Origin of the sequence: Ruegeria sp. MALMAid1280, assembly GCF_049195285.1 — a bacterium.
Classification (GTDB): domain Bacteria; phylum Pseudomonadota; class Alphaproteobacteria; order Rhodobacterales; family Rhodobacteraceae; genus Ruegeria.
Map to the genome: position 1 here is coordinate 82,347 of NZ_JBMIRT010000060.1, position 15,742 is coordinate 98,088.

A 15,742-nucleotide genomic window follows, 5' to 3' on the forward strand; every position below is an offset into this window, starting at 1 on the left:
AGCTTGATTGTTCCAAGCGATCGATGACGTATGCAGCACCTGAAAGTCCGCATCCTCCCCGCTGCCCGACAGGCAAGCAATCCCCGCCTCCCTATCGAGCAACCAGCTTTTCGACATCCCCCTCTCGCAGCATCGCTTCCATATCGTCCAAGCCATCGACAGCGGAGCGCAACTGCGCCTCATCGCCTTCGCCCACTGCCTCGGCATCCGCGACCTGGGCCCCAAAGTCCATCTCCATCTGGCGCTGTTCCTCGGCGATAGCGGCTTGAACGACGGGCGCAGTCTTCTTTGGGCCGACATCGGTTTGCTCTGACGATTGGCCATCAGCAGCCTGGCGTGCGGCCACCACATCGGCTTCGGATCCGCCTGACCCGTCCGGCGGCGGTGTCATCGGCATGGCGCGCATACTCAACGGGAGGTTTCCTTGCGCCCCCCCTCCCCCCGGCTCCGGAAACGGCAATTCGCCTGATTGCGCCGCGTGGATCGCCTTGAACAGCCGGTCGTCAAAATACTGGATGCGCTTCGCACGGACCGGCATTTGGGCATCGATCACCATGACGATCTCGTCAAGTGGCAGGCGGCGCGCCTCGTCTTCGGGGAGCAGGGAGCTTTCTTCGGTCCGTGTGGATTGGCTACGGCCCTCAAAGGGGTTCTTGCCGATGGATTGGGATCGCGTGACGACGGTTTTCGTGGTCTTGCCGACCGCCTTGCTCAGCTCCTCGACTGTCTTCTCATCCGAGGGCGTCAGGTACAGCTTCACGCCGGCGTTGCCCTGCAGGGCGCGGCGGGTGTTCTCGCCATAGATTTCATCAAGGGCGGGGATGGTTTGTGTCACTACGGCCAGATGGCCACGATAGGTCCGCAGGGTTTCGATGCTCTCGACTACGATCGGCATTTTGCCAAGGCGATTGAATTCATCGAGCATGATCATCACGGGCCAAGGTTCATCCGGTCCGGGGTCCTTTTCCTGCATGGCCGAGAGAAGATCGGAGAAGAAGAGGCGGATCAGCGGCGCAAGCGGCTTCACCATCAGCGGCTGGACCACGAGGTAGACCGAAAAGGGCTTTCTCCGGATCGTCCGGAAATCAAAATCCGAGACCGCAGTCGCCTCATCAATCGCCGGGTTCTGCCACTGGTCCAGCCCCGAGGTCATCAGGAGCGAGACGTAAGAGGTCAGCGTGTCATTATTGGTCGAGGCCAGCCGGGTGAAGATCAGCTTGGCGGCCCTGTTGTCGACCTCGTGGCCGCGCGCGAAGTATTCCTTCTGCTTGTTCCCGCCCGAGGCGGCGATGCGATAGATCTCGCCCAGGGTCGGACGTTTGCGCTGGAACGCCAAAAGCCCGGCCGCCACAAAGAGATCAATCCCGCCCTTGAGTAGGCCCTGCACCCGGTCATTGTCGCTTTGCAGGAAGAGCGTCGCCAGAAGCTGCAATTCCATTTGCTGGCGCGCGGGGTCTTTCAGTTCAAAGATGCGCAGGAGCGGGTTGTAGCGATGCGTGCGCCTGCCCTCCCAATCGGTGGGGGCAAAGCGATAGACCTTGTCGCCCTGGGCCGCGCGGTGGCGGGCCGTGGCCTCGAAACACTCGCCCTTCACATCGAGTGTCACGGCAGAGCCTTGCCAGGTCAGCAAGTTCGGAATGACAAAGCCCGTGGTCTTGCCGCGGCCCGTGGGCGCCACGATCAGCGCGTGCGGGAAGACTTTCGAGCAAATGTAATTGGCGCGGGAGCCCGGCGGCCCGAGCTTGCCGAGGATGAACCCGGTCCCGGGTGCTCCGAAAAACCCATTGGCCTTCATCTCGCGCGCGGTCTGCCAATGGGTCTGGCCAAAGCGTGTCAGGGCGGACCCCGACAGGGCGAGGCTCAGCATGAGGCCGGCAGCGGCGAAGCTGCCGATGATCAGGTGGATGAGTTGCGCATCCTCCGGGCGGCGATCGAGGATCGCCAGATAGTTCTGCGCGATATAGGCAAAGTCGATCTCGGCCCCGAAGCCGAGATCCTGGTAGGTCAGCACCGCCGAGGCAATGGTATAGCCCATGGCGGCAGTCACCAACGTGACGAGAAGCACACCGGTCGCGATCCGCGTCTTTCCCATGGCGGCGCTCAATGGACCTGACCCCTCTCGGTCTCGCCATCCACGTCCGCGGCGCGGTGTTTTTCATATTCGGCGTCGGCGAGTTCATCGACCACCTGGCGCAAGGCTTCCGTGTTGGCCGTCGCGGCATCCGATTGCAGGTAGACCTTGGCGACATAGAGCCGGTCGAGGCGGTCCTCGAGAACCTTGTCCAGTGCATCGGCATCGCCTGATGTGAGGCGGCCCAATTGGCGGTCATCCAGCACCCGCGCGATCTCCGCCCGGAAGGCGTCCCGCTCCGCCTCGCTCTCGAAGGGCGCGGACAGCTCCCCTGCCCGTTCATGTTCCAGGACACGCGCAATCTCGTCCGCGACACGGTCGGTACGGTCAGACTGCGGAGCAGTTTCATCGCGCGTTTCGAGAGGTTGGCCGCGCGTGCCAACCCCAAGCCCCTCGCGCAACTCGTTGTCGCGGCGAACCTGATTGATGGCCTCCGTGTCGCGTATCTCGACGACGGCTGCATAGGTCGCGCCGAGCCCGCAGGCGAGGTGGGAGGGCATATCCGGATAGCGCTCCGAGACGTCATCCGTGACAGCATCTGCAACAGGCGTGCGGACATCGCGTCCCGCCATGATCCGATCGACTTCGCGGGTGATCTCGCTGGCGCGGGCCGCATCGGTGATGGTCTCCCTGTAGGGCTCAGACCGGTCGATCACATCGGCTGGGCATGCGAGCAGCTCCGGATGTGCCTCGAGATACGCGCGTTGCTCCGCCGCGATCCGGCGCTCCGCCCGCGAGACGACCTGCCAATCCCGGTCCTCGATCTGCTGCGCTGTCAGGCCGTCTGCGCGCATCTCCTGACGGATTGTCCCTTCCATCGCCCGAACCGCGTCCCGGTGATAATGGAACCGCTCGCTCACCGCTTCCGCTTCCATGACACCATCCCGGCGCAGCACGTTTTCCCGTTCCAGAAGCGTGCCAAGCGCGACATGCACATCGTTCAGGATGTCGCGCGCCTGTTCCAGATCGGCACGGCGCTCGAGGTTCAGATCGCGCGCCTCGGCCACCTTGGAGAGATCATCGGCGATCCATTGATGCTCCAGCGCGGCGTTCGAAGCACCGGTCTCGATCCGGGCCACCACTTCCGATGTGCTGATCCCGGTTCCGCGCAGCGCGGTGTCTATGCGCGACCGCAAGTCCGGCTCGGCCAGACGGTCCAGCCGGCTCGCGTCGATATTGGCCTCAGAATAGATCCCGCCCTCCGAGGGGGTCTCTGACAGCGTGGATGATCGCAATCCGAGAGGTTGCATGTGCTGGACATGCGTCTGGATCTCGATAAGGCGTTTTTCCAGCATGGGACGTTCCGTATCGGACTTCTCGGCGATCATGCCCTGCACCCGCGCCAGCTTCTCCGCATAGAGGCTTCTCAGATCCTCGAAGCTTTGATCCTCGGCCATATAGACATCTCCTGTTCGATCCACCTGCCCGCCGCGCGCCAGCACCTCGCCAGCGCGGAAGAGCGCTGCGGCGATGTCTTCCCGGGCCTCCCGCGAGGCCTCTGCGGCAAGCGAGTGATAGACGGTTCTGGTATTGGCGATCTCCGCGAGCGTCCGGGTCAGGTCCTGCCCCACGCGTTCGCGCTCGCGGGGCGCGCGGCCCTCTTCTTTCGCCGCATAAACCTCGCTGGTGCGGGCTGGGTAATGCACGACGCCGCGCTCCACCCGCCGTGTGGCCTCCAGGCGCACACCATACTTCTCCGCCTCTTCGACCATGGCGAGGCGGAAGTCGTCATAGTTGAAGCGATGGTTGCGCCCCAGAAAGAAGAACTCGCCTTCCTGCGAGCGGCGGTTCAGCACCAGATGCGCATGCGGGTGATCGCGGTCCTCATGCACCGCGATGATGTAGTCGAAATGCCCCGCATCGGTCTGGAAGAACCGCTCGGCCACATCCGTCGCGATGTCGCGCACATCCTCTCCCCGCGTGCCGATGGGGAAGGACATGAGCATATGGGTCGTCTGGCCCAGCTTAGGCTTGAAGCCCGCATCCCACCGCTTGGCAAAGCGCGCGGTCAGATCCTTGATGTCACCCGCCTCGAGCTTGGACTTGCCATCCAGGAACCCGCTCGAGTCGACGATATGGGTGGACTTGGTGGTGAGGTAATCGAGCTGGTTCATCAGCTGCGATTTGTTGTGCGTCCCCCCGCCCCGGATCGCCTTGAAGACCGCCGGGCGGTGCCCAGCTGCCGCGCGCACAAGCTGGCTCTGCTTGGCCACGTGCAGCCCCTGCATCGAGCCCCGGATGCGGCTCCAGCCGTCCCGGAAGACCTCGCCCGTGACCGCATCGACAGCATCATTCAGCCGCATGGGCAAACTCCCTCAGCGCGGCCGTGGCCTCGAGCTGCATCGCGTCCCGACGGCGCCGCAGGAGCAGGTCGATCTCGTCAGCGGAATCCAGAATGAACCGCGCCAGCCCGCGTATCTGCGCGAGGCGCAATTCGGTGAACTCGGCACTCGCGTCCCCCACGGCCCCCTGCCCCATCCGGTTGGCACGCGTCATCTGCTTGGCGATCTGCGCGACCCCATTGCCGACCTCGTGCAGAGAGGCGCGGTAACGCGCCATTTCGGCCGCCATCTGCGCGTCCGGAACGAACACCCCGCCTGCCGCCTGAATGAGCCGCCGCAGACCCTCGGCCCGGCTCTCGATCCCGGCCGCGGCCAGCACCGCGTCGAGGGCTGCCAGCTCCGCGGTCGTCACCTTCACACTGACAGCGGAGACCGGAATTGCGGCATCCGTCTGGCGCTCGGCATCGGCTTTCAGAACGTAGCGCACGGCCCGCGATGTGACCTCGAAACGCTCAGCCAGCTCGGACGTCGACACACCCTCCGCGGCCTCGCGGACGATCTGCATCTTCTCGATCTCTGTCAGGCGTTTTGTTCGGGACATGCGGAAGAAAGACCCCCTATTTCCTGCCACCTTCCACCAAGGCTGCCCCCACCTTACGATAATATACCGCGCTGTCAATTATATACTTACGTTGCATTCGGGCTCAGGCAGCCTTGGTGTCCGCTTCCCCCGCAGACCGCAGGGACGCGGGCCTGCCCCCTCGCCACCGGGCGACCCACCTGTCCAATAGGCCCCCTTCCCCAGCACCGCCCGCAGGTCTGGCCGAACACCAAGTGTTCGGACGGAACCGCGGGCGGGCGCAAACCCCACCGACAGGGCGGACAGGCAGGGTCAAGGAGGGCCAGATTTGGCTCCGCCAAATCTCTGCCGCAAAAACCGGGAGGCCTTGGCCGATAGGTTTTTGTGGATGGCCCCCTTGAGGCTGACTGGCCGGTCTGTCGCGGCCTGATCATTCCGAGCGGCGATCGTCCGTTGCGCGCGCAGCGACCGGCACCAAGAGGAGGTCACCTCGGGCGAACTGACCGCCGGACACGGCATCCCTGGAACAGGGATCGGGCCGCCCCAAGATCGTCCTGGGGCGGCCCATCCTCGCCAGAGGATTTAGTCCTGGGGATCTTTCGCGCTCGGTGGGAACATCACCAGCTCCGAGACCGCGACCGGGAAGTCGAGCTTGAGGCTGAAGAACTCCGAGCCGTCCCCGTTGCGGGTGTTGCGGAACATGGCGCCCACGCGTTGGAATCGGGTGCGCTCCTGGCCATCGGTATCGGTGAACTTGACGGGAACGGTGGCGACGTAGTGGTTGGTCATTTGGGTTACTCCTTATTGCGATGAGGATCACCCAGCACGGGGGCAAGAGGACCGGTCGCAAGCGCAAATGCGGAGGGTCCGCGGCCCCGCCGTGGAAGCCGTATTTGTGCTTGCCGAAGCGTGAGCTGAGGGCACGAACGGGCCGACCCCGTGCGATCCACATGCATGAGCCAAAAAGGAGGGACCCGATTGACCTGTGCCATCACGCAGTCGCCACCATCCGCGTCCACGTCCTGCCGAACCTGGCCGGGGTGCTGATGACGCCCGCCCGCGTGGATGCGATGTTCCGCGACACCACCCGAGGGTCGAGCAGGGCTTCAGCCTCAAGTGCGACGTCTCGACCCCTCGCGTCTTGCGCTGCTGACGATGTGCTAGGTGCGCACCATCCCCAGCCCGTACCGATGCGGATGGGCCGAACTCTGACGGACTGGGTAGAGGGATGACGGTGCTGGACGCCGTGAGATGCAGATCAAGTGTGACCGATCGCACGCGCCATGAGATATGACGAAAGGACCGCCCGAAGGCGACCCGGTTATGGCCATCACGCGCCCAAGCTGTCGAGCATCCCCCTGGTATCAGGCATTCGCTTCAGCGAGTTGCCGATGTGTTCCCGCCAGCGCGGCCCAACCTCCATTGCGGTGGCATAGGCCCGAGCCAGATCATCGGGCCGGTCCTCGGCCATCGCTTCGATAAGGAAAGCCGCCTGCTCGCGGTCCTTCGCGGATTTCAGGCTCCCTGCCCCATCGCGGCGCCGGTCGGCAATGATCAGTTTGTGGACTGCATAACGCTCCGGGCGGGGCACCTGCACCAGAACGCCGGATCTATAGATCGCCGCCGCGTGGATCGGCTCAGCGATCAGGAAGTTGAGATAGTTCAAACCTTGGGCGTTCACGCCCAATGCTGGCAGATCACGGATGGTCTCATCTCCGAACGCCGGTGTGAGAAACTCGACCAACTGGCCGCTGCCACCCTGGGCCCATCGCCATGTCCGACCTTGGTCAAGAGATGGCAGAGGATCGAATTTGAGCGCCGAGAACGTCTCGGCAAGACCCGGGTCGACCTGATCCTGCAACGCAACGCTGAGCTTCTCGAACTGCGCGATGTCGATGTCGCCGGTATTGGCCATCCCGCCTAGCGGAAGGCGAACACCAAGCTCGCCTTCATAGAGGCGAAATGCATTGGTTCCGACGATGGTGCCACCCAACCGGAAGGTTCCGGCTGCGGCCATGGCCGACAGGATGGAACCGGTCGCCCGGTCGGTCGGTGTCATGCCTTCGGCCCGCAGAAGTCGAACGAGCCGCGACCGCTCTGCCTGCCGCTCCTTGGCGGTCGCGCGCAGCTCTTCGATCCGGTCGATGCGCGCACGTGTCTCGTCGCTGTCTTCGCCGATATAGATGAACCGCATCTCCGTCCCGACACGGCGCGCGGCATACCAATAGGCCTTATCCCCACGCTCCTTGAGCGTGGGCTTGCCTTCGACACCGGACAAGGCGTCGTCCTTCAGAAGACGCACCAGGTCGGTATAGGCGCTCATCGCGATGCTGCTGAGGGGGGTCATGCCTATCATTTCCAAGTTTTGCTTGGCACGCATATACCTATCAAAACATAAAATTGCTAGGCAAAAGAAACTGAGGGCACCTACACATCGCTGAGAAACGACGAAAGGGCCGCCCGAAGGCGACCCTCTCTCTTCAATCCTGCGACGCCTTCTTCGCCGGGTCCGCAACCCGCATGACCGTCAGGCCTTTCGCTTCCGCTTTCTGCCCGAGGTTCAGCGCGACCCCGTTGCCGCCGAAGAGCACAACTCCCGTCGCCGCGAACTTGTCGTCCAGCATCTCGTCGTTGCACTTGAACGGTGCCGCCCGCCCGTGCGCGGACCAGCGCGGATCGAAGCGCGCCTGCGCGACCCCGCGTGCCCGGGCCCACCGGGCCGCGATCATCTCGGCTCCGTGCTTGCCGCCCTTGTGGCAGAGGAAGATCTCCTGATTGCGGTTCTGCTTGATGCGTTCCCGAACCTTGTCGAGCGTGTTGAAGATGACGTCGATATCGGTCCAGTCAGTGGCGCCGGAGACGATCAGGGGAACTCCCTCGACTTTCGACTTCGCGGCTGTCTCCCGGTCGTGCTGCTCCAGCAGCTGCCGCGCCTCGAAGACCGCCCCGGTCTCTTGCGCCCGGACGCTTGCGCGCGACCCGGCTGCCGGGATGAAGGCGTGGCCGGTCTCGATCTCGTAGCATTCCGCCGCCGCCTCGCTCATCACCTCGATGGCGCCGACGATCTCGCGCAGCTGCAGAAAGCGCGCCTGCGCCTCCTCGAGCGCAGTCTCGGCGATTTCCGATCCGTCGTGGGATTTTGCCAGCGCGCCGATTTTGTCGGCGGTGCGGTCGATCTCCTTGCCAAGTGCCACTTTGCGCCGCTGCAGGATCGTCGCGAGCCCATGGGCCAGCGATTCGATTTCTGCCTCAAGGCCGGTCCCGCGCAGCGGACCGAGCAATGCCTCGAAACTCTCGCGGATGATGCGGTCGGTCAGGATGTGATCTTCCGGGATCGGCAGCTGCGCGTCCTTCTCGGTCAGCCCGAAAAGCTCGATGGTCTCGTAGGTGTTTGCGGTGTCGTAAGCCATGTCTGGTCTCCAGTGTTCGGTTCCAAGGCCACCACGTGAGTGTGGGGGCATGGCCGAATGCCTGGTTTCCGAATCTGCCCGGGTCAGGGACGGCGCAGCCGCCGGCTTGCCGGGCGCAAAAGTTTTCTGCGCGCGGCACCCGACACATGCGCGCGCTCACGCACGGGTTCACCCCAAGCCACCGGCCCCGCCCTCGCCGAAAAGTTTTGCGATCCTTGACGCGGGCTGATTTGGGGGCCATCCGGAGGATATGCTTCCGCACTCATGTGTGTGTGTTTTGACGGTAGGTTTGCCCGACCCGAGCAGGCAAACGGCCCGACCGGACGCGAAAGACGGATGGAGCGGCGGGATCGTTTTGGCCTCGGGCCAAAACAGACCAGAGCGCAATCCGGCGGAGCGGCCGGAGAGGGACGTGCTCGCGAGGCGGGCAAACCGGGATGCCAGGCGCGACGCCGCGGTGAGGCCGCATGGCCGAATGCGCGACGGACCGAAGGGCCGTTCTCCCCTGCGACACGCGAAGCCGAGCAGGGGAGGCCGCAAGGCCTAGCCCAAGGTTGACGTGCAGGCGACCACGCCGCCAGCTATACAAAGTATCTACTCCAGCATTCGACGTGATGGGCGGAACGCGGGCTTTTGCTCCAAGTGCCAGATGACTTGGTAGTTTCCTCTTAAGCAGACCTCGCTTCACCGCGCTAACGAGATAAAAGTCCCAAATGCGGCTACTTAGGCTTTTTCTTGAGGTTTAGGTTCACAGAATTGCATGAACACCGAAGTCCTTCGGGAGAAGTGCCTTTGGGAGTAATGTACAGCCATGATCCACAGTCATCGCATTGTGCGCATGCCAGCAAATCCTTAAACGCATTTACAATAGGCATAAAGTCGTTGGGACTAAAATTGGCCCACTCGTTGAAATGTACGGCCTTATTGACGGTCCAGTCTTCTTCGCCCTTGTGAGTATTGGCTTCCTTGAGACGTTGCCTGCGAGCCTGCGCTTTGGACTTTTGGTCCTCGTTGCCCCAGGATTGCGCCGAGTCGACGGCTTTTCCTAGGAGATCTGACAATCTAGAAAAGGCGCTCGGTAATAGCCCCCCTAGATCGTAGCTGTTATCCGCCCTGAAGACCGTTTGCGCCCCCAGTTGATCCGCAAGTAGTCGCGCTACAAACTCCATGTGACGCCGCAAAATCGGAGCCGCAACTTCGACCTTACCCTTAGTCAAAGCTGCATCAATTTCTGCCCAAATCTCTGGATTTGATTCCACCAACGGACCAGTGTCCACAGACCAACTATCAAAAGCCATAGATGTTTTTCGGGTCACTAGATTTGCCGAACGCATCTGCTCTGCCCAAACTTTGTCATGGGTGGCAATTACGAACTGCGTGTTTGGGAATTCTGCCATCAAAAGTTTGCAAAATTGGTAGCGATGGTCTGCATCGACAGACATCACAACATCATCGAGCAGCGCAACGGTAAAACGGTCACCCAATAGCCGCTTCATCAATGCTAGGTATAGGCATACACCCATGCCATCTTGATGACCTTCGCTATGAAAAGCACCTGGTGGGAAAAGTCCCCGCTCGTAGAAATTCACATCAAAATCGAGACGCCCTTCAGTTGCTTTAAAGCGCGCGACAAATTTTTGCTCATCGCCGTCATTTAAAAGCCGATAAAACTTGCTGAAATCATCTTCGACGGCCTCGTAAAGCTCGTCAAGTTCCGACTCCATCGCTGCGCACCAAGCGTCATATGCGACTTTGCTGGCGTCTCGTGCCTTTTGGGAAGCTGTCTCGGTAAGACGTGCTGCTTTGTAGTCCTTGAACCGCTGTTCAGCATTGATCAGATAGCTCTGTGCGGCCAACGAAGCTGATTGATCAGGCTTCGCGCGAATAGCGCTCACAAAGTCCGCCAGTTTGGCCCGAAAGCCTTCCGGTATGGCTGGCCATCCATTGGCCAAGCGATCCTTCAACTCCAAGATTGTTGCGAAAGACTTTAGTTGTTCCTGAAAAAACGCCAAGTCTTTGCCCCATGCGACGACGCTGGACAGCATTTCAACTGCGTTCTCAATCTTGGCAATACGGTGAGTTTCGAGCAGCAGCGCCTTCAAGTTCCCCACTTCATTCGAAAGCGATGATGCATGTTCAACGAGCTTTTGCTTGAGCTCTCCTGCCGCTTGCGATTTCCGCTGCTTGGCGTGTAAATGCGAAAGAAGATGTGCTTCATCCGGCCATTCATGATCGCACATCGGACATGACGGGCCGTCCACCAGCTTTAATCCACTTTCCACCAAATCGCGTTGTTGCAACGAAACAAGGAGCTGTGCGTCGTTTTCAAGTTGCTCTATCTGATCGACAAGAGCTTCTGCATCCGGCGACGGAGATTGTCCAAGCTCGACGAGCTTTTTGTTAAGCTTGTCCAGTTCGATCAGTGCTGCGGATTTATTGAGCGATTGTTCACCAGCAGGCTCTGCCAAGCCTTTGTCGATGATTGTATCAGCTGTTATGGTGTCGTGGATTTCTAGTCCTAGCAGCTGGCGCTTTGCATTGACGGCTTTGAGCATCTCAGCTGCAGACAACGACGTGATGCCTAGGTGCTGCAACAGTGTATTTCTTTTGTCCTGCGTATCCTTTTCCGCCGCAATCGCTGCCCGGTTGAGCTTGCCGTATGCTGTGTTCAGTGCCGAACGGGTCTGACCCAACTCATCGATCTTTAGAATCTCTTGAATCTGTGCAGATCGCTTCGTTGGTTCGACCAAGATGAATTTCAGAATTTCTCTTCTCGCCAAAGTGATTTCGGGATGCTGAGAAACTTCGTCCAGAATCTCCACGATGTCCGGATCGTTCGGTTCGATACTTGGCTTCTTGGGGGCAGAGACTTTGCGAGTGAGCTTGGCTTTTTTGCCAAGCGTCGGGAAGGATACTTCCAGCTCTACAAATGCGGCATCTGGGAATTTGATGTGATCTACATGTGGACCATGATCTGCTAGTGAGAGCCCTTTGGTTCCGGTTCCGGTCAATCTGCCAATTTGACCAGTTAGTGCAAATTCGATGGCGTCAATGACCCCACTTTTTCCCGAGCCGTTCGGACCGGATATCGCGAAGGTCTTCTCAGCCAAGTTGATGTCCAACTTACGAATTCCACGAAATTCCTCGATGTGCGCTGAAATGATCTTGATCACAGAACTTCCCCTCCGTCTGGAAGAGTGAAAATCTCGGCTAGATCGTCGGCCTTAATTTTCCGACCTTCTTTCAAGAGCGCTTCAAGCTTTTGTGTTTTGGATGCATCAAAATTTTCATCATTCGAAAGTGTCTCGAGGAATTTGTTTGCGACTGAATCCTGAAGCGACGCCATTTTGCACCATATCTAAATAACTGGTTCCACTTTAGGCTGAGCACCGCCCTGCGGAAAGAGGTCTCTTGCAGGAAGGTGAGGGATTACTGCCGAAGGTTCAACCAGCGCCGATTTTTGGGGGTTAGGAGCTGGGACATATGCAATGGCCGCTTTGAGGAAACTGCACTGCAGCATCTCGGCGTTTACGAATGACAGCACCGGGTCGACCACGTCGGGCGTACGGCTTCAGTCCAGATCGACACCGCCGAGGCGCGGCACATGGACATGCGTCCGGACAAGGGCTGCAGCGGCCGCGCCCGCGATGGCGCTGAAGAGATGCGCCTCCCACGAGACGCCGGGTTGGCCCGGAAGAACGCCCCAGAGAATTGAGCCATAGAGGACACCGACCACCAGTGCCGCGCCCAGCGTGATCAATGAGCGATCCACGAAGCCGCGCGCGACGAGGAAGCCAAACCAGCCGAAGACCAACCCTGACGCACCGATATGGATGGCGGAGCTTCCGAACAGCCAGACGAGTCCGCCGCCGAGGCCGATCACCACTGCGTTCACCGGCAGCAAGGCCCTCGTGGTCGTGGCCACCAGCAGCCCACCCATCACCAGGAGCGGCGGCGTATTGGCCATCAGGTGTGCGAAACTTCCATGCAGGAGGGGCATGGCGATGACGCCATCCAATCCGCTGACGTGCCGGGGGATCAGGCCGAAGGCCGGGTTCAAGCCGTAACCGATGATCCAATTGAGGAGGTGAATCGCCCAGAGCAGTGCGACAAAAGCGACAAGCGCCGCGGCGCGCCGGAAGAAGGCGCGCATGTGATCCCGGTTCATCATGTTGGCGACAGTAGACGTCCCCACAGCACCTTCAACGGCTTTCGCACGCTGCACAGGGTGCCACCTCCAGGAAAGGGGGTTTGAGGCGGCCAACCTCGGTACGGCTCAAGCCAAGAGAATGGCTCGGATCTTACACGGTGTTTCCCGGACGAAAGGGCTGCGGTTCACGCTCGGGACGCTTCAGGGCTTCGGCGTATTTGCTCGCATTGTCATCGATCGTGTTGTGCCAAAGCTTCGAGACGAAGGCCCGGGCGTCTTGGACTGTCATGTCTTTCAGCGAAGAGGACAGCGCCATGAAAAGCTCATCCTCGCTAATCGCAGCGGCGCGGTGCATGGCATCCGCGTAAAATGACGGGTCGTTGAGAACCTGCTCGCGCAGCGGCATCCGCGCGAGGTTCTCCTCCGGGATCGCCATGAAGATCGTGTCCTGAACTTCGGTCAGATACGCACGCCGCGATGTGGACACCGGCTTTCCCGCCGCCTTGGCCTCCAGAAATGCCTGCCTTGTCCTGTCGAGCTTTGCCCTTGCATGGATCATGATGACATCACGCTTGCGGTCAAGCAGCGCAAATCCGGTGCAACGCTCGATATGAGCAAGAAGCTCTGCAACCTCTGCTTCTACATCAAAGCTCTCGAACCACGGAGCTTTTCCCAGTCTCGCCACCATGCGCCTACCTTCGTCCATTCGATAATATATTATCGTATATCATATTCAGCAGATCGCAAGTAGATGGTGCCCATCATGCAGCCAAACATGGAAAAAGGGGAACCGTGATCCCACGGCTCCCCTTTGGGTTCAGATCGTCTCGCCCTCGCGTGCCAATTAGGCGACCAACGACAGCCCCGTGCCTGCGTCCTGCGGCTGCTCACCGCTGTCGATGAACGGGATGATGGAGAAGGCCTGACCGCCGCGCTGCTCTTCGTTCTGCACGGCGTTCACGCGCAGGTCGCCATCGGGCGTGTTGATCAGCAGCGACAGGTAGTCATTGCCCGTGCGGCTGCTTTTCGCCATCCAGGCCGAGCCGACGCGGATCGGTGTGCCCCGGGGCGAGCTGACCTCGATACGGTAATCGGGGTGGGTTTCCTCGGATTTGTAGCTGTTCTCGATCAGCATGAACTCCAGATCGAACATCATGTTGGCGATGTAGCCGGTGAAGGCGTTGTCGGCGTCCATGGCGGTGAGCTCCCCCGAGATCGAGCCGGATTTCATCAGGCCGTTCGAGACCAGAGGGATGATCTCGAATTCGCCGCTTTGGGCCGCGCGCGCCTCTTTCGTCTGCACCGCGTTGACCCGGAAGGGGCCCAAGCCGACATCGATCTGCATCGAGATGTAGGGGTTGCCGCTGGTGTTGCCGGTCTCGTTCCAGGCCGTGCCGATGCGCACCTTGCGGCCTGATTTGTTGACTGCCGTCACGTCAAAATCCGGGCTGCGTTCGGACATCTTGGCCCGCGCCTCCAACTGGATGGCGATGTCAAAGCGCGTCGAGTGGATCATGCCGGTGTACTGAGCGGCTGCGGTCTCGACATTGCGGGTGAGGGTTCCTGCGAACATGGGATGTTTCCTTTTGGATTGGCCGGTGCCTGACGTCCTTGCCAGCGCATCCGGGATTGCTTTTTCGACCCCTCCTGGGATCACAAACCAGAAAGCTCGCTTTCCTTTCTTCCCAACCTTCAGTTCAGCGCTGTCGCCTGAGAGATTGTGCCACCTCCCCGCCGGGTACGACGCCCCTCCCCTGCCCGTCTGCTCTCAGTTGGCTGTCCTGGCTCTTCTCGTCGCCACCCTCCGGTCCAGCGATAAAGAACTCTGCTTCCTCCCCGTTCAACCGCTGCCCGCTCCGGTCGGTCAGCCCGATGGTGCTGCCGTTCGGCTCAAACGTAATCAGGTATTGGCCGAGGCTGTCCTTGTGCACGCGGTAGCCGGTGTTGGCCCAATGCACGGTCCGACCGGCATCGATGGCGGCTTTGATCTCTTCGAGTGTCATGATCGTCCCCTCGCCTATTCTGCTGCCACTGAAGTTACGTCCCGCGTGGCGTCTGGTCCGGTTCCAACAATCCGGGAGAGGATGCCCAATGTGTCGATCCCATCCCCATGCGGCAGGAACACCCGCAACTGGAAGGCGATGATCTCCGTGAAACACCCCATGGCCTTGAGACCTTCAATCATGCCCCGATCCGCACCGCCCAGCTCGAGACGCATCTCGCCTGCGACCCGGCGACGGGTCAGGGTGAGACCCTGGCCCAGATCGACCGGCGCCGTGGTGCCGAGCGCAGCGGTCAACATCTCCTGCGGTGTTTGCGGGTTTGAGACGAGGAAGCGGGCGCGCAGCGCGGCCGCCCCTTCTTCGCTCAGCGTGCGCCCGATCATCGCTGTCGCCCCGTCCGGCGTGACCCTGTAGATGCGTTCATTGGTGGTCGGGATGTCCTTCCAGATCGGCAACAGCAGTCCTGTCAACAGGTAGAGCTTGGTCGTGGTGGTCTTGGGCAGGGATGCGGCCTCGGCATCCCAAAGTCCTGCAAACTCGGGCCTTCCGATGTCTTCCCAGGCCGAGGACTCGAAGCGCGTCTCTTCGAGGTAGCTGGAGCCATTGGGCCGCACCGCCTTGCGCATGAGCGTGACGATATCCTCGTCATACATCTGCATGGGCCGCGCCGAGATGAGCGCCGCGCGGCCAGACGCTCGGTTGACCATCGGCAGCTTGTCGGGATTGCGCGACATGGCCTCTTCGGCCCCAAGGACGTGGACCGGGTCGGTCACCTCCAGCCCGATGATCCGCGTCACGGCGCCGGATTTCGGGCAGGTCCAGAGATCCTCTGTGGAGACCTGTTCGATCTTTTCGCCGCGCAGGGTTTCCACGCCGAGATCGAGCGTGCCCGCCGCGCGCGCACGTTCCGTCTGATCAGCAATCCGGCGCATGAACTCGGCAAAGAGTGCGTTCTGCATGTGGATGGGCAGGGCAAGCACCCGGTTGAGAAACCGCTGGATCGGGGGAAGCTCCTCAAGGATCACCCCATCCTTGTCGATCAGCCGCAGGGCCGTCCAGTCGGTGAAGCTCTCGTAGCTCATCGCCTCAGCGCGCCCGGCGGCAAGATCGGCGAAATACCCACGCAGAGCCGCCCGTGCGATCGGGCTTTCGAGATTGTCCTCCTCGCGGAACATGCCTTGCGAGC

General features: G+C 60.9%; 12 protein-coding genes. All 12 read right to left on the bottom strand.

The window, feature by feature from the left end; translation table 11 throughout:
* Positions 1–91: 91 nt before the first annotated feature.
* On the bottom strand, positions 92–2,092 hold the full coding sequence (locus tag ACOQFT_RS23060; RefSeq protein WP_421600116.1) for a type IV secretory system conjugative DNA transfer family protein: 2,001 nt from the start codon (positions 2,090–2,092) through the stop codon (positions 92–94).
* Positions 2,093–2,100: 8 nt separating this feature from the next.
* Complete coding sequence (locus tag ACOQFT_RS23065; protein WP_421600110.1) at positions 2,101–4,434, bottom strand: relaxase/mobilization nuclease domain-containing protein; 2,334 nt, start codon at positions 4,432–4,434, stop codon at positions 2,101–2,103.
* Positions 4,421–5,014, bottom strand: a complete 594-nt coding sequence (locus tag ACOQFT_RS23070; protein ID WP_421600111.1) for a transposase — start codon at positions 5,012–5,014, stop codon at positions 4,421–4,423. The genes ACOQFT_RS23065 and ACOQFT_RS23070 overlap by 14 nt, the downstream gene beginning before the upstream one ends.
* A gap of 561 nt (positions 5,015–5,575) precedes the next feature.
* Positions 5,576–5,782 carry a hypothetical protein gene (locus ACOQFT_RS23075; protein WP_007120662.1) on the bottom strand — a complete coding sequence of 69 codons (207 nt, stop codon included), beginning with the start codon at positions 5,780–5,782 and terminating at the stop codon, positions 5,576–5,578.
* Positions 5,783–6,323: 541 nt separating this feature from the next.
* Positions 6,324–7,340: a GSU2403 family nucleotidyltransferase fold protein gene (locus ACOQFT_RS23080; RefSeq protein WP_421600112.1), complete on the bottom strand. Its 1,017-nt coding sequence runs from the start codon at positions 7,338–7,340 to the stop codon at positions 6,324–6,326.
* Positions 7,341–7,473: 133 nt separating this feature from the next.
* Positions 7,474–8,403 (bottom strand): DUF2493 domain-containing protein, encoded by a 930-nt coding sequence (locus ACOQFT_RS23085; protein ID WP_421600113.1) that lies wholly within the window; start codon positions 8,401–8,403, stop codon positions 7,474–7,476.
* A 719-nt stretch (positions 8,404–9,122) separates the two neighbouring features.
* Entirely contained in the window at positions 9,123–11,576 is a 2,454-nt protein-coding gene (locus ACOQFT_RS23090) for an AAA family ATPase (protein ID WP_058239113.1), read from the bottom strand.
* A gap of 398 nt (positions 11,577–11,974) precedes the next feature.
* Positions 11,975–12,556: a rhomboid family intramembrane serine protease gene (locus ACOQFT_RS23095; RefSeq protein ID WP_058239131.1), complete on the bottom strand. Its 582-nt coding sequence runs from the start codon at positions 12,554–12,556 to the stop codon at positions 11,975–11,977.
* Between the two features lie 148 nt (positions 12,557–12,704).
* On the bottom strand, positions 12,705–13,241 hold the full coding sequence (locus ACOQFT_RS23100) for a hypothetical protein (RefSeq protein WP_223228169.1): 537 nt from the start codon (positions 13,239–13,241) through the stop codon (positions 12,705–12,707).
* 156 nt (positions 13,242–13,397) lie between these two features.
* On the bottom strand, positions 13,398–14,126 hold the full coding sequence (locus tag ACOQFT_RS23105) for a DUF736 family protein (RefSeq protein ID WP_093362910.1): 729 nt from the start codon (positions 14,124–14,126) through the stop codon (positions 13,398–13,400).
* Between the two features lie 124 nt (positions 14,127–14,250).
* A complete protein-coding gene (locus tag ACOQFT_RS23110; protein WP_055688068.1) occupies positions 14,251–14,556 on the bottom strand; it encodes a hypothetical protein in 306 nt (101 codons plus the stop codon).
* 14 nt (positions 14,557–14,570) lie between these two features.
* Positions 14,571–15,742, bottom strand: a 1,172-nt coding sequence (locus tag ACOQFT_RS23115) for a strawberry notch C-terminal domain-containing protein (protein WP_421600114.1), incomplete at its 5' end; no start/stop codon positions are given.

Bases quoted from the DNA above. Each gene is read 5' to 3' on its own strand.
- ACOQFT_RS23095 (WP_058239131.1), bottom strand. From the start codon at position 12,556: ATGCGCGCCTTCTTCCGGCGCGCCGCGGCGCTTGTCGCTTTTGTCGCA.
- ACOQFT_RS23080 (WP_421600112.1), bottom strand. From the start codon at position 7,340: ATGACCCCCCTCAGCAGCATCGCGATGAGCGCCTATACCGACCTGGTG.
- ACOQFT_RS23085 (WP_421600113.1), bottom strand. From the start codon at position 8,403: ATGGCTTACGACACCGCAAACACCTACGAGACCATCGAGCTTTTCGGG.
- ACOQFT_RS23105 (WP_093362910.1), bottom strand. From the start codon at position 14,126: ATGTTCGCAGGAACCCTCACCCGCAATGTCGAGACCGCAGCCGCTCAG.
- ACOQFT_RS23065 (WP_421600110.1), bottom strand. From the start codon at position 4,434: ATGCGGCTGAATGATGCTGTCGATGCGGTCACGGGCGAGGTCTTCCGG.
- ACOQFT_RS23060 (WP_421600116.1), bottom strand. From the start codon at position 2,092: ATGGGAAAGACGCGGATCGCGACCGGTGTGCTTCTCGTCACGTTGGTG.
- ACOQFT_RS23070 (WP_421600111.1), bottom strand. From the start codon at position 5,014: ATGTCCCGAACAAAACGCCTGACAGAGATCGAGAAGATGCAGATCGTC.
- ACOQFT_RS23100 (WP_223228169.1), bottom strand. From the start codon at position 13,241: ATGGTGGCGAGACTGGGAAAAGCTCCGTGGTTCGAGAGCTTTGATGTA.
- ACOQFT_RS23110 (WP_055688068.1), bottom strand. From the start codon at position 14,556: ATGACACTCGAAGAGATCAAAGCCGCCATCGATGCCGGTCGGACCGTG.
- ACOQFT_RS23075 (WP_007120662.1), bottom strand. From the start codon at position 5,782: ATGACCAACCACTACGTCGCCACCGTTCCCGTCAAGTTCACCGATACC.